Origin of the sequence: Methylobacterium fujisawaense, assembly GCF_039619325.1 — a bacterium.
Lineage (GTDB): Bacteria > Pseudomonadota > Alphaproteobacteria > Rhizobiales > Beijerinckiaceae > Methylobacterium > Methylobacterium fujisawaense.
Genome location: NZ_CP155000.1, coordinates 828804 through 852421, shown reverse-complemented (window position 1 = coordinate 852421; position 23618 = coordinate 828804). Strand labels below are relative to the sequence as shown.

27 protein-coding genes are annotated in these 23618 nt (G+C 70.5%); 12 read left to right on the top strand and 15 right to left on the bottom strand.

The genetic code is table 11. The features are described 5' to 3' along the window. Positions 1–13: 13 nt before the first annotated feature. Positions 14–553 (bottom strand): RNA 2',3'-cyclic phosphodiesterase, encoded by a 540-nt coding sequence (thpR, locus tag ABC766_RS04035; RefSeq protein ID WP_345821208.1) that lies wholly within the window; start codon positions 551–553, stop codon positions 14–16. Beyond that, on the bottom strand, positions 553–1248 hold the full coding sequence (locus tag ABC766_RS04030) for an arylesterase (protein WP_427902315.1): 696 nt from the start codon (positions 1246–1248) through the stop codon (positions 553–555). Before ABC766_RS04030 ends, thpR begins: the two co-directional genes overlap by 1 nt. A gap of 93 nt (positions 1249–1341) precedes the next feature. Here ABC766_RS04030 and ABC766_RS04025 point away from each other — a divergent pair, with 93 nt between their 5' ends. Continuing rightward, a complete protein-coding gene (locus ABC766_RS04025; protein ID WP_427902286.1) occupies positions 1342–2043 on the top strand; it encodes an ABC transporter ATP-binding protein in 702 nt (233 codons plus the stop codon). Then, positions 2043–4619, top strand: a complete 2577-nt coding sequence (locus tag ABC766_RS04020) for an ABC transporter permease (protein ID WP_345821206.1) — start codon at positions 2043–2045, stop codon at positions 4617–4619. Before ABC766_RS04025 ends, ABC766_RS04020 begins: the two co-directional genes overlap by 1 nt. Positions 4620–4676: 57 nt before the next feature. Here ABC766_RS04020 and ABC766_RS04015 read toward each other — a convergent pair whose 3' ends face one another. Together ABC766_RS04015 and ABC766_RS04010 are read right to left on the bottom strand one after the other, a co-directional pair. Then, the gene (locus tag ABC766_RS04015; RefSeq protein ID WP_345821205.1) at positions 4677–5156 is read right to left on the bottom strand and encodes a hypothetical protein; all 480 of its coding nucleotides are present in this window, start codon (positions 5154–5156) and stop codon (positions 4677–4679) included. Positions 5157–5191: 35 nt separating this feature from the next. Next, positions 5192–5476, bottom strand: a complete 285-nt coding sequence (locus tag ABC766_RS04010; RefSeq protein WP_043387672.1) for a hypothetical protein — start codon at positions 5474–5476, stop codon at positions 5192–5194. A gap of 159 nt (positions 5477–5635) precedes the next feature. Here ABC766_RS04010 and ABC766_RS04005 point away from each other — a divergent pair, with 159 nt between their 5' ends. The 3 genes from ABC766_RS04005 to ABC766_RS03995 all read left to right on the top strand — a co-directional run bounded on the left by ABC766_RS04005 (position 5636) and on the right by ABC766_RS03995 (position 8366). Next, positions 5636–6223 (top strand): PAS domain-containing protein, encoded by a 588-nt coding sequence (locus tag ABC766_RS04005; protein ID WP_043355306.1) that lies wholly within the window; start codon positions 5636–5638, stop codon positions 6221–6223. Positions 6224–6597: 374 nt separating this feature from the next. Next, a complete protein-coding gene (locus ABC766_RS04000; RefSeq protein WP_043355307.1) occupies positions 6598–7368 on the top strand; it encodes a Bax inhibitor-1/YccA family protein in 771 nt (256 codons plus the stop codon). A 95-nt stretch (positions 7369–7463) separates the two neighbouring features. Continuing rightward, positions 7464–8366: a dihydrodipicolinate synthase family protein gene (locus tag ABC766_RS03995; RefSeq protein ID WP_345821204.1), complete on the top strand. Its 903-nt coding sequence runs from the start codon at positions 7464–7466 to the stop codon at positions 8364–8366. 205 nt (positions 8367–8571) lie between these two features. Here the strand turns inward: ABC766_RS03995 and ABC766_RS03990 are convergent, their stop codons facing one another. Both ABC766_RS03990 and ABC766_RS03985 read right to left on the bottom strand, forming a co-directional pair. Continuing rightward, positions 8572–9453 carry a hypothetical protein gene (locus tag ABC766_RS03990; RefSeq protein WP_345821203.1) on the bottom strand — a complete coding sequence of 294 codons (882 nt, stop codon included), beginning with the start codon at positions 9451–9453 and terminating at the stop codon, positions 8572–8574. A 242-nt stretch (positions 9454–9695) separates the two neighbouring features. Beyond that, positions 9696–10070 (bottom strand): DUF2794 domain-containing protein, encoded by a 375-nt coding sequence (locus tag ABC766_RS03985; protein ID WP_043355313.1) that lies wholly within the window; start codon positions 10068–10070, stop codon positions 9696–9698. 353 nt (positions 10071–10423) lie between these two features. Here ABC766_RS03985 and bluB point away from each other — a divergent pair, with 353 nt between their 5' ends. Both bluB and ABC766_RS03975 read left to right on the top strand, forming a co-directional pair. Next, positions 10424–11062 carry a 5,6-dimethylbenzimidazole synthase gene (gene bluB / locus ABC766_RS03980; protein ID WP_043756125.1) on the top strand — a complete coding sequence of 213 codons (639 nt, stop codon included), beginning with the start codon at positions 10424–10426 and terminating at the stop codon, positions 11060–11062. Positions 11063–11236: 174 nt separating this feature from the next. After that, positions 11237–11746 carry a L,D-transpeptidase gene (locus ABC766_RS03975; protein ID WP_345821201.1) on the top strand — a complete coding sequence of 170 codons (510 nt, stop codon included), beginning with the start codon at positions 11237–11239 and terminating at the stop codon, positions 11744–11746. A 12-nt stretch (positions 11747–11758) separates the two neighbouring features. Here ABC766_RS03975 and ABC766_RS03970 read toward each other — a convergent pair whose 3' ends face one another. Next, positions 11759–12067, bottom strand: coding sequence for a cupin domain-containing protein (locus tag ABC766_RS03970; RefSeq protein WP_043387678.1), 309 nt, complete (start codon positions 12065–12067; stop codon positions 11759–11761). A 216-nt stretch (positions 12068–12283) separates the two neighbouring features. Here ABC766_RS03970 and ABC766_RS03965 point away from each other — a divergent pair, with 216 nt between their 5' ends. Beyond that, positions 12284–13297 (top strand): 2-keto-3-deoxygluconate permease, encoded by a 1014-nt coding sequence (locus ABC766_RS03965; protein WP_236961530.1) that lies wholly within the window; start codon positions 12284–12286, stop codon positions 13295–13297. A gap of 33 nt (positions 13298–13330) precedes the next feature. Here ABC766_RS03965 and ABC766_RS03960 read toward each other — a convergent pair whose 3' ends face one another. Continuing rightward, positions 13331–13582 carry a DUF1674 domain-containing protein gene (locus tag ABC766_RS03960; RefSeq protein ID WP_345821200.1) on the bottom strand — a complete coding sequence of 84 codons (252 nt, stop codon included), beginning with the start codon at positions 13580–13582 and terminating at the stop codon, positions 13331–13333. Between the two features lie 56 nt (positions 13583–13638). Between ABC766_RS03960 and ABC766_RS03955 the strand changes: the two genes are divergently transcribed. From ABC766_RS03955 to mscL, 4 genes are all read left to right on the top strand, one after another. Then, positions 13639–15018 carry an RsmB/NOP family class I SAM-dependent RNA methyltransferase gene (locus ABC766_RS03955; protein WP_345821199.1) on the top strand — a complete coding sequence of 460 codons (1380 nt, stop codon included), beginning with the start codon at positions 13639–13641 and terminating at the stop codon, positions 15016–15018. A gap of 1087 nt (positions 15019–16105) precedes the next feature. Further along, positions 16106–16816 carry a phosphatidylserine decarboxylase gene (locus ABC766_RS03950; RefSeq protein ID WP_012318030.1) on the top strand — a complete coding sequence of 237 codons (711 nt, stop codon included), beginning with the start codon at positions 16106–16108 and terminating at the stop codon, positions 16814–16816. Between the two features lie 4 nt (positions 16817–16820). Then, entirely contained in the window at positions 16821–17672 is an 852-nt protein-coding gene (locus ABC766_RS03945; protein ID WP_043383395.1) for a CDP-alcohol phosphatidyltransferase family protein, read from the top strand. A 61-nt stretch (positions 17673–17733) separates the two neighbouring features. Then, positions 17734–18153, top strand: a complete 420-nt coding sequence (gene mscL / locus ABC766_RS03940) for a large conductance mechanosensitive channel protein MscL (RefSeq protein WP_043352622.1) — start codon at positions 17734–17736, stop codon at positions 18151–18153. Between the two features lie 26 nt (positions 18154–18179). Here mscL and ABC766_RS03935 read toward each other — a convergent pair whose 3' ends face one another. From ABC766_RS03935 to ABC766_RS03905, 7 genes are all read right to left on the bottom strand, one after another. Beyond that, complete coding sequence (locus ABC766_RS03935) at positions 18180–18455, bottom strand: hypothetical protein (RefSeq protein WP_345821198.1); 276 nt, start codon at positions 18453–18455, stop codon at positions 18180–18182. Positions 18456–18588: 133 nt separating this feature from the next. Next, entirely contained in the window at positions 18589–19002 is a 414-nt protein-coding gene (locus ABC766_RS03930) for a DUF1236 domain-containing protein (RefSeq protein ID WP_043352617.1), read from the bottom strand. A gap of 126 nt (positions 19003–19128) precedes the next feature. Then, complete coding sequence (locus tag ABC766_RS03925) at positions 19129–19869, bottom strand: NepR family anti-sigma factor (protein WP_043352613.1); 741 nt, start codon at positions 19867–19869, stop codon at positions 19129–19131. A 163-nt stretch (positions 19870–20032) separates the two neighbouring features. After that, positions 20033–20818, bottom strand: coding sequence for a class II glutamine amidotransferase (locus ABC766_RS03920; protein WP_043352612.1), 786 nt, complete (start codon positions 20816–20818; stop codon positions 20033–20035). 78 nt (positions 20819–20896) lie between these two features. Beyond that, entirely contained in the window at positions 20897–21208 is a 312-nt protein-coding gene (locus tag ABC766_RS03915; RefSeq protein WP_043383398.1) for a hypothetical protein, read from the bottom strand. 1 nt (position 21209) lies between these two features. After that, complete coding sequence (locus ABC766_RS03910) at positions 21210–21869, bottom strand: cytochrome c oxidase subunit 3 (RefSeq protein WP_043383401.1); 660 nt, start codon at positions 21867–21869, stop codon at positions 21210–21212. Continuing rightward, positions 21866–23542: a cytochrome c oxidase subunit I gene (locus ABC766_RS03905; protein ID WP_051976092.1), complete on the bottom strand. Its 1677-nt coding sequence runs from the start codon at positions 23540–23542 to the stop codon at positions 21866–21868. Before ABC766_RS03905 ends, ABC766_RS03910 begins: the two co-directional genes overlap by 4 nt. Positions 23543–23618 lie beyond the last annotated feature (76 nt).

Genomic DNA, 23618 nt, shown 5'->3' with positions numbered 1-23618 from the left:
TGAAGCGGCCGCCTCACGCGAACGGAAAGTCCGCCTCCGCCACATACGGCCCACCCCCGGTCGATTCCCGCGCCGAGAACAGCGTCACCCGGTCAACCGCGAAGGCCAGCGGCGCGAAGACCGGCGCCTGCGACAGGTACATCGCCGTCGCCTCCGGCGTGGCGTCGCGGCGCAGCCGGGCGAGGGTGACATGCGGGGTGAACTTCCGCCGTTCCGGCTCGACCCCGGCGCGGCGCACCAGCCGCTCCTGCTCGGCCTGGAGATCCGTCAGCGCCGGATCGGCCACCACCGCCGCGTAGAGCGCCCGCGGCCTGTCGCCGCCGAAGATGCCGAGGCCGTCGAGGGTCACCGTCAGGAGCGGGCGCGCCCGCATCTCGGCCAGCGCCTCCACGACATCGTCGGCGACGGTGGCCTCGACATCCCCGAGGAAACGCAGCGTGACGTGGAAGTCGCCGGGCTCGATCCAGCGGGCGCCGGGCAGCCCGCCCTGGTAGCCCTTGAGGGCGTCGGCAACCGCCGGCGGCACGGCGAGCCCTGTGAACAGGCGCGGCATCAGCGGACCGGCGCCTGGCGGATCCGGTCCAGGAACGAATCGACCGTCGGCAGCATGCGGGCCGCGATCGTCTCCACGCCCTGCCGGTTCGGGTGGATCATGTCATCGAGGTGCTGCGCCCGGTCGCCCACGATCCCGTCGAGGAAGAACGGGTAGAGGGTCAGCCCGTAGCGCTCGGCGAGGCCCGGAAAGATCGCGTCGAACCGCGCCTTGTAGTCCGGCCCGAGATTGGGCGCGGCCTGCATGCCGGCCAGCAGGACCGGGATGCCCCGGGCCTTCAGCCGCTCGATGATCGCCGACAGCGCACCCTCGGTCACCTTCGGGTCGGTGCCGCGGAGCATGTCGTTGGCGCCGAGTTCGAGGATCACGCCCGCGGTCCCGTCGGGCACCGACCAGTCGACCCGGTCGAGGCCACCGGTGGCGGTGTCGCCGGAGACGCCGGCATTGGACACGGTCACGTCCTCGCCCTTGGCCTTGAGCAGCCGCTCCAGGACGGTGGGGAAGGCGGCATCGGCGGGCAGCCGGTAACCGGCGGTCAGGCTGTCGCCCAGGGCGACGAGCTTGACCGGGCCGTTCGGGGCGGCCTGCGGTGCCGTCATGAAAGGGACCATGAGGACGGCTAGCGCTGCGGCAAACAGGGCCGTGCGCCGGAACACAGCGCCGCCGTCATGGCGCGGCCCCAATGCGGATCCCATATCGCGGTGCCCCCGCGGCCCGTGCAGCCAAGTTCGCAGCCAACCGAGGACCTCGCGCGCCATGCTCGTCATCGCCCACAGATCGGCTCGCCCGTGAGCCAAGGCAAGGTGCTGCGCGATCCGGCGATCGCGCTGTCGAACATCGATCTCAGCCTCGGCCGCGGCGCCGCCCGGGTCCACATCCTCCGCGGCATCTCGCTCACCGTCGACCGCGGCGAGGCTGTGGGGCTCGTCGGTCCGTCCGGCTCCGGCAAGTCGACGCTTCTGATGGTCATGGCCGGGCTGGAGCGGCCCGGTTCCGGCGGCGTGGTCATCGAGGAGACCGATCTCGTCCGCCTCGACGAGGACGCGCTCGCCCGCTTCCGGGGCCGGCGCATCGGCATCGTGTTCCAGGCCTTTCACCTCGTGCCGACCATGACGGCACTGGAGAACGTGGCGCTGCCGCTGGAACTCGCCGACCGGCCCGGCGCCCACGAGCGGGCCCGCGCCGAGCTGGAGGCGGTGGGCCTCGGGCACCGGCTGCACCATTACCCGGCGCAGCTCTCGGGGGGCGAGCAGCAGCGCGTCGCCATCGCCCGGGCGGTCGCCCCCGACCCGGCGATCCTGGTCGCCGACGAGCCCACCGGCAACCTCGACGAGGCCACCGGCCGGCAGATCGTCGATCTCCTGTTCCGGCTGAAGCGCGACCGCGGCGCGACCCTGGTGCTCGTCACCCACGACAACGGTCTCGCCCGCCTGTGCGACCGCACGGTACGCCTGCGCTCGGGCCGGATCGAGGAAGCGGTGACCGCCTGATGCACGGCACGATCACCCGACCGGACCCCGGGCCCCGCCGCCTCCCGCTCATCCTGCGGCTGGCGCTCCGCGAACTGCGCGCCGGCCTCACGGGCTTCGCGGTGTTCCTCGCCTGCATCGCGCTGGGCGTGGCGGCGATCGCGGGCGTGGCGTCGATCTCGCGCTCGCTCTCGGACGGGCTCGGCCGGGAGGGGCGGCGGATCCTCGGCGGCGACCTCGCCTACAACCTGATCAACCGCGAGGCCACCGACGCCGAGCGGCAGGCCCTGGCGCGGGAAGGCCGGCTCGATAGCGTCGCCTCCCTGCGGGCCATGGCGGTGGCGGAGAGCGGCGACGCGGCCCTTGTCGAGCTGAAGGCCGTCGACCCGGCCACCTACCCGGCGGCGGGCGACCTCGCCACCGACCCGCCGGGCCGCCTCGCCGACCAGCTGGCCGAACGGGACGGGGTGCCGGGGGCGCTCGCCGACCCGGCCCTGCTCACGCGCCTCGACGTCAAGGTCGGGGACCGCATCGCGCTGGCCGGGCACAAGGTGGCGATCCGCGGCACCATCGTGTCCGAGCCCGACAAGATCGCCGGCGGCATCGGCTTCGGGCCGCGGCTGATGATCTCCGAGCCGACGCTGCGCGCCACCGGTCTCGTCCAGCCCGGCAGCCTCAACCGCTGGAGCTACCGGATCCTCCTGCCGCCGGGCACGCCGGATGCCGATCTCGACGCCGCGCAGGCCCGGATCCGTGCCGCGACGCCGGAGGCGGGCTGGGAGGTCCGCTCGCGCAGCAACGCCGACCCGCGCTTCGCCAAGAGCATCGAGCGCTTCACGCAGTTCCTGACCCTGGTCGGGCTCACCGCGTTGATCGTCGGCGGCGTCGGCGTCGGCAATGCCGTCCACGCCTTCGTGGAGCGCAAGCGGGCCTCGATCGCGACCCTCAAGAGCGTCGGCGCGCCCGGCTCGCAGGTGGTCGCCCTCTACCTGACGCAGGTGATGCTGATCGCCGGGATCGGTACCCTGATCGGGCTGGCGATCGGCGCGAGCCTGCCCTTCCTCCTCGACGCGCTGTTCTCCGCCGACCTGCCGCTGCCCCTGAACCCGACGCTCGCCCCGGGCGAACTCGCGCTCGCGGCCGCCTACGGGCTCCTCACCGCCTTCGCCTTCGCGATCACCCCGCTCGGCCGCGCCCACGACGTGCCGGTCTCCGGCCTGTTCCGCGACACCGTCGACCCGGCCCGGGTGAGGCCGCGCTGGCGCTACCGGATCTGGTTGGGCCTGAGCCTCGCGGCGCTGGTCGGCCTGTCGGTGGCCACCGCCTTCGACCGGCGCGTGGCGCTGATCTTCATCGCGGCGGCCGCCATCGCCTTCGGCCTGCTGCACGGGGTGGCCCTCGGCCTGATGGCGCTCGCCCGCCGCCTGCCGCATCCAAGCTGGCCCGCGCCCCGGATGGCGCTCGCCAACCTCCACCGGCCGGGGGCCCTGACGCCCGCCATCGTCCTGTCGCTGGGCCTCGGCGTGACGCTCCTCGTGACGCTCAGCCTGATCGACGCCAATGTCCGCCGGACGATCAGCGCGACCCTGCCGGCCCGCGCGCCGAACCTCTTCTTCCTGGACATCCCCTCGCGGGACGCCGCCCAGTTCCGCGAGTTCCTGGCGCGCGCCGCCCCGAACGGGAAGATCGAGGACGTGCCGATGATGCGCGGCCGGATCGTCGCCCTGAACGGCGTGCCGGCCAGCAAGATCCGGCCCCCGGAGGATGCCGCCTGGGTGCTCGACGGCGACCGGGGCATCACCTACGCCGACACGGTGCCGGAGGGCTCGAGCCTCACCGAAGGCGCGTGGTGGAGCGCCGAGCAGGGCGCCAAGCCGCTGGTCTCCTTCGAGGCCGACCTCGCCCGCCAGCTCGGCCTCAAGCTCGGCGACACCGTGACGGTGAACGTGCTCGGCCGCGACCTCACCGCGACGATCTTCAACCTGCGCCGGGTGGAGTGGCGCAATCTCGGCATCAACTTCGTGATGGTGTTCTCGCCGGGGACCTTCCGCGGCGCGCCGCACTCCGACCTCGCCACGCTGACGCTGCCGGGCGGCACCGACGCGGCCGCCGAGAACCACATCCTGCGCGACGTCGCCAAGACCTTCCCGTCGGTGAGCGCCGTGCGGGTCAAGGACGCGCTGGACGCGATCGGCGACCTCGTCGGCCGGCTGGTCCTGGCGATCCGCGGGGCGAGCGCCGTGGCGGTCCTGGCGAGCCTGTTCGTGCTGGCCGGCGCCATCGCGGCCGGGCACCGGGCACGACTCTACGACGCCGTCGTGCTCAAGGTGCTGGGCGCGCGCCGGTCGCGGCTGCTCGCCGCCTACGCCCTCGAATACGCCGCCCTGGGCCTCGCCACGGCCCTGTTCGGCCTCATGGCCGGGACGCTCGCAGGGTGGGTGATCGTCGCCAAGGTCATGCACCTCGACTTCCGCCTCGACCTGTCGGGCGCGCTGGTGGCGGCGACGGCCGCCGTCGCGCTGGCGATTCTCCTCGGGCTCGCCGGCACCTGGCGGATCCTGGGGCAGAAGCCGGCGCCGTATCTGCGGCAGATCTGAGGAGCGCCTCCCGGTCCCGGGAGGACCGCCCGGGCGCTCAGACCCGACGGGCCGCCGTCAGCGCCAGAATGTCCACCAGGGCCGTCGCACGACGGGCACCTCGCGATAGCCGCTTCCCGAAAAGCCGTGCTGGAACGCCCCGGGCGCGGTCTCCGCGACGTCCGCAGGCCGGGGGAACGGTTTGGAGCCGCCGAGCAGGAGGTTCTCGACCAGGAAATCGAGACACCGCGCCTGATATTCGGCTCCGTGCGTCGCGAGCATCGGCTCCGCGCACAGGGCCGACACGACGCGATATGTCTCGCCGTGCCGCTCAAATCCGACCCGGTAGACGCCGTGGCCGGTCCAGCTCCGGTGGAAGCAGAGATCGAGTCCGTCGAGATAGATGAACCACTTGTCTTCCATCACCTCCGGACGCAGCCCCTTCGCCAGCTCCGCGAATTGGGCGGGGTCGAAGGCCGCGCGATAGGGGATCGGGGACATCGCCGCGAAGGGCAGGCGCTTCCAATCGTCCGGCTTCGCCGTCGCCCGCGTCGCCATGTTTCCGGGGTCTCCAGCCTTTGCCGCCGGCGGCGTCAGCCCTCGGCCGGTTCCGAGCCGACCATCCCGAGGACCGCCTCGCCGAAGCGTCGGCGCGCCGCCGGATCGAGCTGGCGGAAATGGACCTTCACCAGAGCCAGGAGCCGCTCCGTCTCCCAATCGATCGCCGGCCGCGTGGCGGGGCCGCACCGATCCGGCTGGTAGAACGCCTCGATCGGAAGATCGAGGGACTGCGCGATGCGAATGAGGGCTTGGGACGACGCAGTGTCCGCTTTCGCGCCGGCAATCATGCGCAGACGTTCGAGCCCGTTCTCATCCATGACCGACCCTCGAACATCTCCAGGAAGGCGCAAATCGACCCACAGCACCGCGGAGTGCCCGACCGCAACTTTATCCGCAAGTGAACTCTTTGTCATTTGTGTGATATATTGGTACGGAGAAAGACGTTCGGGCTCCGGCCGACCAGAGGACCAACCGTCATGGGCATTACCGTCATCGATGGCTACGGGGAGGATACGGAGCGTCTCCGTGCCGCCCTCGAAGCCTCGTGCGTCGTGGGTGCCTGGGAATGGGACCATGTCGGCGGCCGTGTCGTCTACGATGAGGGCGCGGCCATGTTGCTGACCGGCACCCCCGACCTCGCCAATCGCCCGATCAGCGGACCGATGGCACTGGCCGCGGTGCATCCGCAGGACATGACCTGGCTGATGGACCACATGCTCCGGGCCGTCCGGTCCGGTGGACTGGTGCTGGCCGAGTACCGCGTGTTCAAGACGGACGGCTCCGTGCGATGGCTCCTCAGCCGCGGACGGACGCATCGGGACGCGGCCGGCCAGCCGGTCCGCTCGCACGGGATCCTGATGGACATCACGGAGATCCGGGACGGCGGCGATCGCTACGTCCTGGGCAGGCCTCCTTCGGGGGGCGCCCCGCTGGAGCGCGCGGCCGACCTGGCGATCGCGCTCAAGGAGACGCTCACCGACGATATGCCGGCCGAGGTGCAGGTCGCCGCCGAGCTGATGCTGCTGAGCCTGGGCCGCGCCTTCGCCCGCAGGGCCGCGCACTGAGCCCTGGACGTCCGGTCCGCCGGAACCCTGCGGACGGGCGGCGGCGCCCGCGCCGGACAAACCGGCGCGGGCGCCGCCGCGGGTGGCATCAGGAAACCGTTAAGACTGCTCGCACGGCTATCGAAACACCTGCATCCCGGCAACCGTCAGTCGAAAGACACGCTTTGCAGCAGGAAATGCATTTTAATCCCTGCCCGGATGGACAAAAATACATCCTCCGGACACGGAAAACCCGGGCCGCAACCGTGGCCGGGGACTTGTGTCCAGGACGCGGGCGCAACATATTCCTGACCGAGGCGCCAGCCTGGCGCCAGAGGTCCTGCGTGGGCCTCGCCCGAACACCACGCTGAGAGAGCCTCCGCAAGGAAACTCCCATGGCATTCGAGAATAGCCCCTTCCGGTACGGCGCCCAGCAGCCGACCGGCTACGCCGGCACCCAGGTCGAAGTCGACCAGGGCCTGCGCACCTTCATGCTCGGCGTCTACAACAACATGGTCGTCGGGCTTGGCATCTCGGGTCTCGTCGCGCTCGGCCTGAACATGGCCTCCGTGGCGGCCTACCAGGGCACCCGCCCGATCCTGACCCCGTTCGGTCAGACCCTCTATCTCAGCCCGCTGAAGTGGGTCCTGATGCTCGCCCCGCTGGCGTTCATCTTCGTCTTCTCCATGCGGATGGACCGGATGTCGGCCTCTTCCGCGCGGACGATGTTCTTCGCCTTCGCGGCGGTGATGGGCGCCTCGATGTCCTCGCTCCTGCTGGTCTTCACCGGTGGCAGCGTGGTCCAGGTGTTCTTCATCACGGCGGCGGCCTTCGGCTCGCTCAGCCTCTGGGGCTACACCACGAAGCGTAGCCTCTCGGGCATGGGCTCGTTCCTGATGATGGGCCTGATCGGCATCATCCTCGCGTCGCTGGTGAACATCTTCTTCGCCTCGTCGGCCCTCCAGTTCGCCATCTCGGTGCTGGGCGTGCTGATCTTCGCGGGGCTGACCGCCTACGACACGCAGAAGCTCAAGGAGATGTATCTCTACGGCGGCTTCGACGGCGAGATGGCGGCCAAGATGTCGGTGAACGGCGCCCTGACCCTCTATCTCGACTTCATCAACATGTTCCAGTTCCTGCTGAGCCTGATCGGCGACCGCCGCTAAGCCGCAAGAACCGACCGTTAACAGAAACCCCGGCGGGCAACCGCCGGGGTTTCTTTTTGCCTCGCCGCACCGACCGGATGCGCTAAGCTCGGGCCATGCCTGCGCTCTCCGGCCTTTCCGGCCTCTCTGCCTTCCCGATCACCCCGAGCGACGCCGACGGTCGGGTCGATGCCGGAGCCCTGCAGCGCCTGCTGGAGCCCCTCGTGGCCGCCGGGGTCGATTCGATCGGCCTGCTCGGCAGCACCGGGACCTACGCGTATCTGAGCCGCGACGAGCGCCGCCGGGCGGTGGCGATCGCCCGCGAGGCCGTGGGCGGCCGGGTACCGCTCCTGGTCGGCATCGGCGCCCTGCGCACCGACGAGGCCATCCGCCTCGCGCAGGATGCGCGGGCGGCCGGCGCGGATGCGGGGCTGCTCGCCCCCGTCTCCTACACGCCGCTGACCGAGGCCGAGGTCGAGGCGCATTTCGCGGCCGTGGCGGAGGCGGGCGGATTACCCCTCGTCCTCTACGACAACCCCGCGACCACGCATTTCCGCTTCACGCCGGCGCTGATCGGCCGGCTCGCCCGCCGTTCCGGGATCGTGGCCGCCAAATGCGCCGCGCCGGCCCCGGCCGACGCCGCGGCCGGTGTCGCGGCCCTGCAGGCGGCGGTCCCGGCGGGCTTCCCCATCGGCTTCAGCGGCGACTGGAACGCGACCGAGGCGCTGATCGCCGGCGGCACGGCGTGGTACAGCGTGGCGGGCGGCCTGTTCCCCCGGACCTGCCGCGCGATCGTCCGGGCCGTGGAGGCCGGCGACACGGACCGGGCGCGCACCCTGAACGCGGAACTGGAGCCGCTCTGGACGCTGTTCCGGACCCACTCCAGCCTGCGGGTGGTCTACGCCTTGGCCGACATCCTGGGCCTGTGCCGCGCCGAGCCGCCGCGGCCGATCCACCCCCTGGGGCCGGAGGTGGTGGCCGAGATCGCCACGACATTCCGGCGCCTGTCCCTGTCCTGAAGGCGCGCGTCGCGCGGATCACTCCGGAGCCGCGCAGCGCAGTCCGGGACGACGGCGCAGACCGATGCGCGCGACATCGACGCGTGAGAACGTTTCCCGACTGAGTCGGATCGCGGGGTCAGGCGCGCGCGCTGTCGGTGCCGCGCCGATCGGTCGACGAGGACGCGGCATCAAGCACCACATCCCTTCGGAGGCATAGTACCGGTCAGGGCCGCACGGGCGGGCGGATCCGCGACAGCGCCCGCCGATAACCCAGCCAAGTCGAGGGCCGCCCTCTCAGGCCCTGACCGACGCGCTCGGACAGCCTGCGCGCCCCGTCGCCGGCCGGACGCAGATGATCCGGATCTCCGAAGTCGGCGCCGGCATAGTCATCATTCGAGAATTCATCGACGAGTCGCGCATCGCAGCGCTCGCAGAGCGCGCGCACCTTCTGGAACAGCGTCAGGTCGGCAGGGAGAGCGGCGCGATAATCGTCCCTCACCGGCGGGATCACGACGCAGACCTGATCACCGCGCCGCTTGGCGAAAGCCAGGATGGCGGCGAGACGCGCGAACTGCTCACCGCCCTCATATCTCTGCTCGCTCAGCGCGATGTGCCGGGCGACCCTGCGGGCGAGCTGGTCCGCGTCCTGCGCGAAGAAGAAGACGTCGTTCGATCTCGTGAAACCGTTGAACATCTGCGGCGGAATGTCGGACGAATCCGGCCACGGGATATGGAGATCCATCGTCCAGAGAAGATCGTCGAGATGATGGGGCCACCCGAAGCCGAACGCCCGGCGCAGGAACACCGCACGCCCCTTCTCGGAAGTCTTCAGACAATCGAAGCCGTACGAAAAGAGGGAGTATAGAACGACGACCTTCCTCAGGTGACGATTGCGCCGCGCGGCCCACGCGTACATCATCGCGCTCTGAGACAGATCCTGACTGATCGTGCAGAGGTTGAACGATCGGTCAATGAAAGCTGGATCTATACCGTACTCTCCGTGCGAAGATCCGATGACGATCGTATCCACATCGCGGCCGACGTCCATGAACGCGTTGCGCTTCGCCTCGAGCTTGGCGAAATAGTTTTCCGTCTCGAATGGCAAGTCAAGCAACATTGCAGCGGCGTTTACCAAGAAGAATAGGCGATTGATTCGCCTGTCTATCCTGCCGTGTTCCGATCATCCACCTCGGATCACGGCCGGTCGAGTCCCTGTCGCGCGGCCAAGCCACCAGCTGGATCGGGGCGCTGTCCGCGGCTCGGGCCGAGAGAACGCGCAGGCCCGCGCGGAATCGACAGAGAGTCGCGGCGCCGATCCGCTCCCATCACCGCTGCAAGGCGTCGCGGTCAGACCGCCTTCGGCGCCGGCTCCAGCACGGCGATGACCCGGGCGAGTTCCGAGCCGCGCTTCAGGATCTGGCCGCTCGCGGCGATGACCGCGTAGGCCCCCTGGCGGCGGGCAAGCTTGGGATCCTTCTCGATCCGGTAGAGCGGCATCTCGGAGGCGCGGCGGTAGATCGAGAACACCGCCCTGTCGCGGCGGAAATCGAGGGCGTAGTCGCGCCATTCGCCCGCGGCCACCTGCCGGCCATAGAGGTTGAAGATCGTGCGCAGCTCATCCCGGTTGAAGGCGACCTGTGGAGGAGCCGCGCGGGCGGGGAAGGGAATGACATGCCCCGCCGCCTCGTCGGGCCGCGGCCCGGCGCTCGTCCTTTCGGTCATCACCACTCCCGTGCATCGTTCCTTTGCCGGATGATGGGCTTCGCCGCAGCGGCCCGCAAGGGTGACGGCCGCCCCGCGCCGTGACCTGCGAGACACGCCCAAGCGACAAAAAACATGGTTTGGCCCGATTCGCGCCTTTTGCAGGCCGCGTTGCCGCGCGACAACAGACGTCGAACCTCGCCGGGTCCTGCCCGGCCGGCGCCCGACACCCAGCTCCCCAGCCATCGGCCGCCGTTCGGGATCCCAGGATCCGGCACTCCGAGGTTTCGAGACCCAAGACTTCAGGCCGCCCCTCCGGGCGGCCTTTTTTCTGTTTCCCGTTGGGCCCGGGAAGCGGGTATGCCACCGGCATCATGGGCCCGCCCGCCTTCGACGACGCCTTCCTGCACGACCTCGACGCTCTGTTCGCGTGGCGCCGCGACGTGCGCCGGTTCCGGACGGATCCGGTGGACGAGGCGTGCCTGCGCACCTGCCTGACGGCGGCCCACCGGGCGCCGTCGGTCGGCAACAGCCGGCCCTGGCGGTTCGTGCGCGTCTCGGATCCCGTGCGGCGCCGCGCGGTGTCGGACAACTTCTCCGGCTGCAACGCCGCCGCGGCCGCAGGCTACGATGCGGACCGCGCCGCCCGGTATCGCGGCCTCAAGCTCGCCGGCCTGCGGGAGGCGCCGGTCCATCTGGCCGTCTTCTGCGACGCGGCGACCGAGACCGGCCTCGGGCTCGGACGGGCCAGCATGCCGGAGACCCTGGCCTATTCGGTGGTGGGGGCGGTGCAGTGCTTCTGGCTCGCCGCCCGGGCGCGCGGCCTCGGCGTCGGCTGGGTCTCGATCCTGGAGCCGCAGACCGTCTCGGCGATCCTGGCGGTGCCGGAGACGTGGCGGCTCGTGGCCTATCTCTGCGTCGGACACCCGGTGGAGGAGCATCTCGACCCGGAGCTGGAGCGCCACGGCTGGCAGCCCGAGGACAAGCGGGGCAGCACGCTCTACGAGCGCTGAGGGGCGGCCGAGCGGCCCCGCCGCGCCCCCGCGCCGTCGATCGTGGTTGCTCTTTTACCGTGCCTCACGGATGCGGCACGCTGACCTCACATCAACCATAGCTATTCTTGGAACGGTAAGCTCGGCCGCGGATTACTTGCCCGCGTCAACTCTTGCTTGTCGAGGATCGTAGTGATGTCGGGTCGGGTGGCGGCTGTATTCGGTTTGGCCGGCGCGATGCTGGCCGGTTGTCTTCAAACGGCGCAGGCGCGCGAGGTCGTGCCGTTCCAGAACGGTGTCGCGCCGGGCTCGGTGGTGATCAGCGTGTCGCAGCGCAAGCTCTATCTCGTGAACGGCGACGGCACGGCGATCCGCTACCCCGTGGCGGTGGGCCGGCCCGGCAAGCAGTGGTTCGGCACGAAGCCGATCGACGGCAAGTACGTCGCCCCCGCCTGGTCGCCCCCCGCGGAGGTGAAGCGCGACAACCCGCGCCTGCCGAACCTCATCGCGGGCGGCTCGCCGAACAATCCGATGGGTGCGGCGGCCATGACCCTCGCGGGCGGCGAATACGCGATCCACGGCACCAACCGGCCGAGTTCGGTGGGCACCTACGCGTCCTATGGCTGCATCCGGATGTACAATCAGGACGTGGTCGACCTCTACGCGCGGGTCGATGTCGGCACGCAGGTCTACATGACCCACTGAGGCCCGCGGGCCTCAGCCGGCCGGCGGCGCGGTCGCCTCGACGGCCGTGAACGTCTCTAGGATCCGGTAGGTGTGCGCGGCGCCCGCCGGCACGCAGTAGGAATCTCCCGGGGCAAGGGCGAGGGTCTCGCCCTCCAGGACGAGTTCCGCCCGGCCGCTGACCACGTAGCCGACGGTCTCGTAGGCCGATTTGGTCATCGGCTTGTCGGCGTTCGGCTCCTCCGCCCGCCACATCCGCATCCCGAGCCGCTCGCCGCGGGCCAGGGTGATCGCGCCGTGCGGTCCCGCGACCGCGCTGCGCGCCGATACCGTTGTCGCCATGCTCGCCTCCTCCGGGTGAATCCGCTCAACGGGCCCGGAGGCTCGACGTTCCGCGCCGGACGTTCCGTGCCCGACGGCGTGCCGCTTGACGGCCCGCACCGGGCCCCGACAGGATGACGCACCGGTTCGACAGACGCCCGACAGAGGCGCGGACCGGGGCGGCGCCCGCGAACCCGCCTGGGTCCGATGCGCCGGCGAGCGATCCGGATCGGGAGGATGCGCGCCATGCAGATCAAGGCGGCGATCGACAGGATTCCCGGCGGCCTGATGCTGGTGCCGCTGCTGCTCGGAGCCCTGTGTAGGACCTTCGCGCCGGGGTCCCCGGCCTATTTCAAGGGCTTCACGCAGGGGATCATGACCGGCGTGATCCCGATCCTGGCGGTCTGGTTCTTCTGCATGGGCGCCTCGGTCAGCCTGAGGGCGACCGGGACGGTGCTGCGCAAGTCCGGCACGCTGGTGGCGACCAAGCTGGTCGCCGCCTGGGCGATCGTGCTGGTGGCCGGGCTGTTCATCCCGCCCGAGGGGATCCAGACCGGCTTCTTCGCCGGCCTGTCGATCCTGGCGATCGTCTGCGCGATGGATATGACCAATGGCGGCCTCTACGCCTCGCTGATGCAGACCTACGGCAGCCGCGAGGAGGCCGGCGCCTTCATCCTCACGTCGATCGAATCCGGCCCGCTGATGAGCATGATCATCCTCGGGGCCTCCGGGGCTGCGCATTTCGAGCCGCAGATCTTCGCGGGCGCGGTATTGCCCTTCCTCGTCGGCTTCGCCCTCGGCAACCTCGACCCGAAGCTCCGGGCCCTGTTCGCCCCGGGCGGCCAGCTGATGATCCCGTTCTTCGCCTTCGCGCTGGGGAACACCGTGGACCTCAGCAACCTGCTCTCGCCGCTCGCGGGGCTCGGCATCGTGCTGGCGCTGGCTGTGATCGTCCTGACCGGCATCCCGCTGATCCTGGCCGACCGGGCGATCGGGGGCGGGACCGGCACGGCGGGGCTGGCGGCCTCCTCGACGGCCGGGGCCGCCGCCGCCAACCCGCTGGCGATCGCCGCCGTCGCCCCGCACTTCGCCCCGGCCGCGCAGACCGCCACCGTGCTGGTGACGATCTGCATCATCGTCACCTCGATCCTCGTGCCGATCCTGACCGGGCTCTGGTACCGGCGGTTCGGGGCGGGTGCCGCGGAGGCCCGGACCGAGGCCGGCCCGCCGCTGGCGGTCCCGGCCGAATAGGGCCGGACCGGTGCGCCGGCCCCTGCGCCGTCCTCAGAAGTCGACCGCGAGGCCCTTCACCTCCCAGTCGTCGTAGCGCACCGGCTCCAGGCCGCCGCGCCCCTGGCGCTCGGGCCGGGCGCTGATCTCGGCGGCCCGGGCGTCGATCGCCGCGCGGCGCTCGGCGGCCTCGGCCAGGGCGCGCTGCGCCGCCGGGCTGAGCGCGCGGGGCCGGGCCGTGCCGTCGCCGGCCTCCGGTCCGTCCGGATCCTGCGTGTGCGGGTCTTGTGCGGTCGGCTCTTGCATCGCGCTCGCTCGAGTGTGAGGGCGTAGGCCCAGAAGACGTTGGATCTGGAGCAGAAGTGGCATCGCGGGACACAGGCCGCAACACGCGGAAGGAAGCCTCGACGGGCGAGACCGGGCCGGATACGGCGGGCCTGGGCGCGCGCCGCGCGGCGATGCAGGCGGTCGCGGCCCTGATCGGCCAGGAGCGCCCCCCCGCCCTCGACGACGCCCTCGCCCAGGCGATCCGCGCCGAGGCGCTGGCGCCGGCCGATGCCGGGCTGGCGCGGGCCATCGCGGTGGCGACCTTCCGCCGCTACGGGCTGATCCGCGCCGCCCTGGCCGCGCGGCTGGAGCGCGGGCTGCCCGCGGCCAAGCCGCAGCTCACGGCCCTTTTGGCCACCGCGACCGCCCAGCTCCTCGACCTCGCGGTCCCCGACCACGCCGCCGTCGACCTCGCGGTGCGGCTCGCCAAGGGGGATACCCGCACGGCCCATCTCGCCGGTCTGGTCAACGCGGTGCTGCGCCGGATCGCCCGGGAGCGCGACGCGATCCTGGCCGCGGACGCCGACGCCCTGGCGGTCAACACGCCGGACTGGCTCGCCCGCCGCTGGGTCGCGGCCTACGGGCCCGAGCGCGCGGCGGCGATCGCCCGCGCCCATCTCGCCGGGGCCGCCATCGACCTGACTCCGCTGCGCGACACCGCCGACTGGGCGGAGCGGCTCGGCGCCGTCACCCTGCCGACCGGCTCCCTGCGCCTGCCGGAGAACGGCCCGGCGATCCCCGACCTCCCCGGCTTCCAGGAAGGGGCGTGGTGGGTCCAGGACGCCGCCGCGGCGCTGCCGGCCCGCCTCCTGGCGCCGCAGCCCGGAACCCGCGTCCTCGACCTCTGCGCCGCGCCCGGCGGCAAGACCCTGCAGCTCGCCGCCACCGGCGCGCAGGTCACCGCCGTCGACCGGTCCGCACCGCGGCTGGAACGCCTGCGCGAGAACGTCGCGCGGCTCGGCTTCGCGGTCGAGATCGTGGTGGCCGACGCCCTCACCCTGGAGCCGCGGGACCACGACGCGGTCCTGCTCGACGCGCCGTGCTCGGCCACCGGGACGATCCGGCGCCACCCCGACGTGGCCTGGACCAAGGTGGAGGCCGATATCGGGCGGCTCGCCGCGCTCCAGGCCAGGCTCCTCGACCACGCGGCCGGGCTGGTGCGGCCGGGCGGGCTTCTCGTCTACTGCACCTGCTCGCTGGAGCCGGAGGAGGGCGAGGCGCAGATCGCGGCCTTCCTGGCCCGCGACTCCCGGTTCACGCGGGTGCCGGTCCGGCCCGAGGAGGTCGGTGGCGCCGCGGCTCTGATCGACGGCAACGGCGACCTGCGCACCCTGCCGTGCCACCTGGCGGAGGTGGCGAACGCCCGCGGCGGCCTCGACGGCTTCTTCGCGAGCCGGCTCCGACGGGCGGATTGATCGGGCGCGCGGCCGCGCCTTCTCCGCGGGCGGACCCGGCGGTCCGCCTCCGCCCCGTCGTTCTGGGGCGCCGCAGGCGAGCCCGGAACCCAGACCCGCCGACGGTGCATTCCCGATCGTGTTGCAACGGTCCGGTTGGCGGACGTCTCCGGTCGCGACATCCGCGACGCGCCCCCTCTCCCGTGCGGGAGAGGGCTGGGGTGAGGGATCAGGTCCATCCGGAGAGGTCGCACCCCTCACCCTGTCCCTCTCCCGGACGGGAGAGGGGACCAGCGCCTGCTTCTCACGCGTCGGGCCGTCCCACGACGCACCGATCTTGACAATGTTCATATTTTGTGCTTCCTGACCGCACCTGTCCGCGGCGGCCCGGGAGCAATCCCGGGGCGTCCTTCGGGGACCCGCCCGGTGGCTGACCGGGCGGGTCCGGGGGCGGGGCGGCGCCCGCGTCGGTGGCTTTCAGCCGCCATCGCCCCGGGCGGCGGACCGGTGCGGGGCGTGTCTCGGAAGCGGGCGTGAGACCGGGCGGCAGTTTGCCCGGCGGGGTCGAGGAAATGCCCCCGCGCCGACCCGCCTCTGGGCCGACCCTGAGCGACCTGCGGACCCGCCCACTACGAGGCGGGGGGCGGCTGGAAGGCCACGGCGCTGATGCGGGTTCCGGAGGTGCGGGCACGGCGTGCCTGGGCCTCGCCCGAGACCGCTAACAGGGAGTCGCAGGACCGGGGCGCTGGAGACGCCGCGACGAGAAAGACGGCACCGGCCGGGGCAGGCGCCCGGTCGATGCCGCGGGGCGCCGCGGGGATCGGATCCCGCGCGACTTTGGCCGACACCTGGGTTCCCGCGGCGTCCCGCGTCCCTCGTGTTCGCTCCCGGGCCATGCCCCCGGCGCCACCGGCGCGCGGGGACGATGACGCGTGGCGGGAGGTCCGCGCGCCCGAATCGGTGCCCGACGAAGCGGAACCCGGCAGGGGCGGGCGCGACGTCCCGCGGCGATCCGCGACCCCTGGAAAGTTGACGGCGGCCCGGCGGACTGCCATCCGCCCGTCCGACACGTCCGCCTGCCGGCGGTTCCCTCGAGTCCGAAGAACCCATGACCGACCTGATCGAGACGATCCGCCGGACGCTCGTGCCGATCCACAAGGAGGGCTATCCCTTCATCCTGATCGGCATCGTGCTGACGGTTCTGGCGGGCTATTTCTCCCAGTTCTTCGGCTGGATCTTCCTGATCCTCACCCTCTGGGTCTGCTACTTCTTCCGCGATCCCGAGCGGGTCACCCCGGTGGCGGACGGACTCGTGATCTCGCCCGCCGACGGGCGCGTGAACCTCATCGCCACCGTGCTGCCGCCGCCCGAGCTCGACCTGCCGCAGGTGCCCACGCTACGGGTCTCGGTGTTCATGAACGTGTTCGACTGCCACGTGAACCGGGTGCCGGTGGCGGGCCGGATCGGCCAGATCCACTACACGCCGGGCCTGTTCCTCAACGCCGAGCTCGACAAGGCGAGCGACGACAACGAGCGCAACGGCATGGTCATCGAGACGACCCATGCCGGCCAGCCGAAGCGCGTCGGCGTGGTGCAGATCGCCGGCCTCGTGGCCCGGCGCATCGTCGGGTTCGTCTCGGCGGGCGACGTGCTCGGCGTCGGCGAGCGCTTCGGCCTGATCCGCTTCGGATCGCGGGTGGACGTCTACCTGCCGGCCGGGTCGACCGTGCTGGTCGGGCTCGGCCAGAAGGCGGTGGCCGGCGAGACGGTGCTGGCCGATCTCGGCGGGGGCCCGGAGCGCCTGTTCAAGCGGATCTGAGGCCATGGACGATCTCTTCCCGCCCTTCGCGCCCGATCCGAACGAGCCGCGGCCGCGCCGGTTCAAGCCGGTGCCGTTCCGGATGATCGCGCCCAACATGATCACCCTGATGGCGCTCTGCCTCGGGCTCACGGCGATCCGGCTCGCCTTCGAGGGCAAGTTCGAGCCCGCCGTCATCGCCGTGGTGGTGGCGGGCGTGCTCGACGGCATCGACGGGCGGGTGGCGCGGCTGCTCAAGGGCACGTCGCGCTTCGGCGCGGAGCTCGATTCCCTCGCCGACTTCGTGAATTTCGGCTGCGCCCCGGCGCTCATCCTCTACGGCTTCGTGCTGTTCCACCTGAAATCGATGGGCTGGATCGTCGCGCTGATCTTCGCCATCGCCATGGCGCTGCGGCTCGCCCGCTTCAACGCGATGCTCGACGATCCGAACCGGCCGGAATGGAAGAAGGACTTCTTCGTCGGCATGCCGGCGCCCGCGGGGGCGCTCACCGCGATGCTGCCGCTCTACCTCCACTTCCTGGGCTTCGGCATCGAGACCTGGGCGGCGCCCGCGGTCCTGATCTACGTGCTGTGCATCGCGCTGCTGGTCGTCTCCACGGTCCCGACCTATTCGGGCAAGACCATGGGCAAGCGGGTGCCGCGCAGCCTCGTCCTGCCGATCTTCCTGTTCGGGGTCGCGGCCTTCGGCCTCCTGATCAGCTACCCGTTCGAGGCGCTCGTCGCGGTGAGCGGGGGCTATCTGCTGACCATCCCGGTCGTGGCCGCCCAGTATCGCCGCCGGGTCAAGGCGGAACTCGCCGCCCTGGGCGAAGACCGGCCCGCCCTGGCCACGGCCGGCCGACCGGCATCGGAATAGGCGCTGGCCTTCGCGGAGCCGTCCTCTATCTTGGCGGTATCAAGCGGGCGGGGGCTGGCGGATGCTCGGGGATTTCAAGACGTTCGCGCTGCGCGGGAACGTGGTCGATCTCGCGGTCGGCGTGATCATCGGCGCGGCCTTCGGGGCCATCGTGACGTCGGCGGTCCAGGACATCTTTATGCCGGTGATCGGCGCGATCACCGGCGGGCTCGACTTCTCGAACTACTACATCCCGCTCTCGTCGAAGGTGCAGGCAGGCCTGCCCTATGCGGATGCCAAGAAGCAGGGCGCGGTCATCGGTTACGGCCAGTTCCTGACCCTGACCCTGAACTTCCTGATCGTCGCCTTCGTGCTGTTCCTGGTGATCCGGGCGATGAACCGCCTGCAGACCGCCGAGGCCAAGAAGCCCGACGCGATGCCGGCCGACGTGAAGCTTCTTTCCGAGATCCGCGACCTGCTGGCCGAGAAGCCGCGCGTCTGACGCCGGTGCGGGCGCGCGGTGCCGACTCAGCTCTTGGGCTTGTCGGTCTCGTCCGGCTTGACGCCGAGGGCATCGAGGATCTGGTCGAGGGCATGACCGACGGCTTCGGTGCCCTCCTCGTGGGTCTTCAGCCGGGTCTCGAGCCGGCGGATCTGCGGCTCGAAGGCATCCGGCGCGGGATCGTCGCCGAGGAAGCGGGGCTTGTCGGACCCCACCGGCAGGACGCCGCGCAGCTGCTGCCCGAGGTGGTCGCGCACGGGCTCCGGCAGAGTGGTTTTCGGATCGGTGGGTGCGTCGCTCATGATCGCCTCACGGCTCGGGCCATCTCTCAACGGCCGAACGGATGAAGCGTTGCGCCGACGGCCGCGGCTATGAAGATGCCCCCGGAGCCGGGCTCCGGGGGCGCTTGGGCCAGCGCAAGACCGGCCCGGGATCTTAGTCGATGACCTCGACGATGCGGTGGCCGCGATCGACCAGCACCGGACGATCGTTCACCACGGTGTAGCGGTAGCCCGGCTGCACGCGGTACTCGTTGGGCACGTCGTAATAGGTCACGCCCGAAGCCGGCAGGGTGGTGCCGACGGCGACGCGGCCGTCATAGTCGTAAGAGCGGACATTGCGCTCGCGGACATAGCTGCGGAAGCGCGGGGCCATGTCGACGCCGAGGATGCCGCCCACCGTGCCGGTGGCCGCACCGACCGCGCCGCCGACGATGCCGCCGATCGGGCCGGCCGCATCGGCACCCGCCGCCGCGCCACGCTCGGCGCCGGGGATCGTGCCCTGGGCCTGGGCGGCCAGCGGAAGCGACAGGACGAGGGCCGAGGCGGCGATAAGGGTCTTGAAGGTCATGCGGGACATCTCCGTTCCGTGGTCTTTCGCCGCGCAGGCTCAGCGAAGCTCGGGCCGGTAACGCCCGACCCCCGGAATCGGATGCATCTTTTTTTGTGGGACGCCGGGATGCAGCCGGCTGAGCCCTCACGCGTCCTTGGGCATCGCCGACTGGATGAAGCGGTCGGAGCCGAGATCCTCCTCGTCGTAGCCCAGCAGCTCCGCGAGCCTGCCACGGGCGCGGCTGACGCGGCTCTTCACCGTGCCGACCTTGCAGCCCATGATGGCGGCAGCCTCCTCGTAGGAGACGCCCTCGGCGCCGACCAGGACCAGGGCCTCGCGCTGATCCGGCGGCAGCTTGGCCAGCGCCGATTGCAGATCCTCGACGTCCAGCCGGTCACCCTGGTGCGGGGCGGTGGCGAGCCGGGCCGCGTAGGACCCGTCCTGATCCTCGACCTCGCGCACCCGCTTGCGGTGATCCGAGTAGAAGATGTTGCGCAGGATCGTGAACAGCCACGCGTTGAGGTTCGTTCCCGGCTGGAACCGGGCGCGGTGCTGCCAGCCCTTGAGCAGGGTGTCCTGCACGAGATCGTCCGAACGGGCGGGGTTCGACGTCAGCGACAGCGCGAAGGCGCGCAGGGACGGGACGGCCGCGAGCAGACCGTTGCGGAATTCCGGCTCGATCGCCTCGCCGCGGGCGCGCAAAGCCGCCTCGAGCTTCTCGATCAGCTCGGCGAAGCGGGACGGCAGCGTCTCCTCGCCGATCCGCTCGTAGACGGTGCGCAGATGCTCCCCGAGATGCGTGCGGATCCCGGGAGCCAGGTTCGGGCGGCCATCCCGAGTCCCGTCCTCCTGGGACAGGACGGTGTCGGTGTCGTCGCGGGTCATGTGTATCGCGCTCGTCAACTCGTCGTGGCTCGACCTGTGGTCCCCGGCGGGTCGAGGCGGAGCGCTTGTCGGCCCGAACCGGTTGGAAAGCCCGGCCGATGCGCTCCTGTTACCGGAGTTCTAGCGCATCGGGCGCGGGCATGCACCCTCAGGCAAAACACACTTAAGCTAAGTTGGCCGGTCTCAACAGCCGGATCGCCCCGTCGCGCAGGGTCAGGACGTCGCCGCGGGCGAGATCGGTCCAGCACTCGTCCCGGGTCAGCGCCTGGGTGGCGATCACCGTCACCACGTCGTGCTCGGTGGTCTCTTCGGCAAAATCCACCTGCCAGTCCTCGTCGATCAGGGTGGCCTTGCCGAAGGGGGCCCGCCGGGTGAGGTAGCAGAGGCGCTTGCCGCAATGGGCGTAGAGGGTGCGGCTGTCGGTGAGCAGCATGTTGAACACGCCGAGGGCATGGAGTTCGCCCGCGAGGTCGGCCACGGCCCGGTCGAGGGTCTCGGGCCGGGGGAGGGCGCGGAACCGGGCCTGGAGCCGGCCGAGCATCCAGCAGAAGGCGTGCTCGCTGTCCGTCGAGCCGATCGGCATGAAGCCGCCCAGCGGCAGCCGCTTCACGCCCTTGAGCTGTCCGTTATGCGCGAAGGTCCAGCGGCGGCCCCACAATTCCCGCGAGAACGGGTGGGTGTTCTCCAGGCTGACCCGGCCGCGGTTGGCCTTGCGGACATGGGCGACGACGATGCGGCTCTTGATCGGCATGTCGCGCAGCAGCCGGGCGAGCTGCGAGCGGGCGCTCGGCTCCGGCTCGTGGAAGCTGCGGCAGGTGCGCCCGTCGTAGAAGCTGATCCCCCAGCCGTCCGCATGCGGCCCGGTCTCACCGCCGCGCCGGGCGAGGCCCGCGAAGGAGAAGCGGATGTCGGTCGGCACGTTGGCGCTCATGCCGAGCAGTTCGCACATCGTCTGTCAGCCGGGCTATGCGGGGGAGCGGCGACGTTTAGGAGTGTTCGGCCGCCCGGACAACGGATTTCGCGTCGCTCAGCGCGCCAGATAGTCGGTCAGCGTCATGCCGACCAGGATGGCGACCCAGAAGAAGCCGAGCCCCGAGAACAGCCGGATCAGCGGCGGCTCATGGATCACCTCCATGGAGACGAGGAGGATCAGCGCCACCATCACGGCGACCACGGCGAGTTCGACGATCCAGACCTGCGCGAAGGGGAGGGTGGCGCCGAGGGTGACGTTGACGGCCAGAAGCGCCAGCAGCGCCAGGAAGGTGAGGACCGGCGTGCGCAGGCGCCGCCGGAGCAGGGCGCGGTCGTCGGCGCTCAGGGTCGCGAGGGGGTTCCGCATCCTACCGGTTCACCACGTAGAGGATCGGGAAGGCCAGGATCCAGACGAGGTCGATGAAGTGCCAGTACAGGCCGTAGACCTCGATCCAGTTCTGGTGCCGGGCGAGGAACCCGGCCTTGGCGGCCATCCAGGTCATGCCGAGCAGGAGCGCGATGCCGGTGAACAGATGCAGCGCGTGGAGCAGCGTGGCGACGTAGTAGAGGTTCACGAACAGCCGCGCCGCCGGCGTCTCGGCCAACGCGAAGGGCCGATCGCTGAGGAACGGCATCATGTGCTCGGCCCAGTCGGCGTAGTACTCGTAGCCCTTGAGCACGAGGAACAGGCCCCCGAGCGCCGCGGTCGCCAGCATCGCCCGCACCATGGCGCGCTGCCAGCCCATCCGGGAGAATTCGATCGCCATCGACATCGTGAGCGATGAACAGATCAGCACCACGGTGTTGGTGGCGCCGATCCAGAACTTGAGGTGCTTGGCCGCCGCGATCGTCGCTTCGGGATGCTGGATCCGGGTGATCAGCGCCACCAGGAACAGCGCCGAGAACAGCAGCAACTCGGTGATCAGCCAGGCCCAGATGCCGAGCGTCGCCGCCTCGCGCTGCTGGGCCACGCTCTCGAAATGCTCCGCGCGCGCGACCCCGACGCCGTCGGCCAGACCTTTGCTCATCCGTGCTGGTCCCGGGATTCCTGGGCCTGGATCGGGTAGTCGTAGGGGATGCGCGGCACCTCGGGCGGGGACAGGAAATTGTGCGTCGGGGGCGGGGAGGCCGTCTCCCATTCAAGCCCCTTGGCGTTCCACGGATTGGCGGGCGCCTTCCGGCCGAACCAGAGGGAATAGACGAGGTAGAGCATCGGGAAGATGTAGCCCGCCGCCAGGATCGTGGCGCCCGCCGAGGACAGCACGTTGAGCAGCTGGAACTCCGCCGGGTAGGTCGCGTAGCGCCGCGGCATCCCGAGGTAACCCAGGATGAATTGCGGGAAGAAGGTCACGTTGAAGCCGAGGAAGATCAGCAGCGCCGAGACCCGGCCCCAGGGCTCGCTGTACATCCGGCCGGTGAATTTCGGCCACCAGAAATGCAGGCCGCCGAGGAACGCCAGCACCGTGCCGCCGACCATGATGTAGTGGAAATGCGCGACCACGAAGTAGGTCGCGTGGATGTGCTGGTTGATCGAGAGCGTCGCGAGATAGAGGCCGGTGAGGCCTCCGAGCACGAACAGGCCGATATAGCCCATCGCGTAGAGCATCGGGGTATCGAGCCGGAGCGAGCCCTTATGGATCGTGGCGGTCCAGTTGTAGACCTTCACCGCCGAGGGCACCGCCACCGCGAAGGACAGGCCCGAGAATACCAGCGAGGCCAAATCGCTCTGGCCGTTGACGAACATGTGGTGACCCCAGACGAAGAAGGTCACGGAGGCCAGTCCGATCGACGCGTAGGCGACGAAGCGGTAGCCGAACAGCTTCTTCTGCGCGAAGGCCGGGACGATCTCGGAGATCACCCCCATGCCGGGCAGGACCATGATGTACACGGCCGGGTGCGAGTAGAACCAGAACAGGTGCTGGAACAGCACCGGGTCGCCGCCATAGGCCGGGTCGAACACGCCGATATGGAAGGCGCGTTCCGCGATCAGCAGGATCAGCGCCGTGGTGATGACCGGCGTCGCGAGCAGGAAGATCAGGCTCGTGGCGTAGTGCGCCCAGACGAAGATCGGCAGCTTGAACCACGTCATGCCGGGCGCCCGCATGGTGTGGATCGTGACCACGAAGTTGAGCCCCGTCAGGATCGACGAGAAGCCCACGATGGTGACGCCGATCAGCGCCGGCAGCACCCAGGTGTTGGAGAAGGCCGTCGAGAGCGGGGCGTAGAAGGTCCAGCCGGTATCGACCCCGCCCAGCACCACAGAGACCAGGGTGAACAGGGCCCCGGTCATGAACACGTACCAGCTCGTCAGGTTGAGCTTGGGGAAGGCCAGGTCCTTGGCCCCGATCATCAGGGGGATCAGGAAATTGCCGAAGGTCGCGGGGATCGACGGGATCAGGAAGAACCAGACCATCACCACGCCGTGGATGGTGAAGGCCTTGTTGTAGGTGTCGTTGGTCATGATCGCGCCGTTCGGCACGACCAGAGCGAGGCGGACCACGCCCGCCGCCAGGGCGCCGATCACGAAGAAGCCGGTGATCGAGGCGAGGTAGAGGATCGCGATGCGCTTGTGGTCGGTGGTGAGGAACCACGAGCGCAGGGTCGATTCCGCGTGCAGGTAGTCGGATTTGCGCCCGATCGTGGATTCCGGGGTGTGGGGTTCCCGGTGGGCGGTGCCGCCGATGCTGCCCGATGCGCTCATCGTGTCGCCCTCGATAGGCAGCGTCGGAAGCCGGACGTCAGGACGTTCGCGCGCTCGTCCGACCCCGATCCGCGGG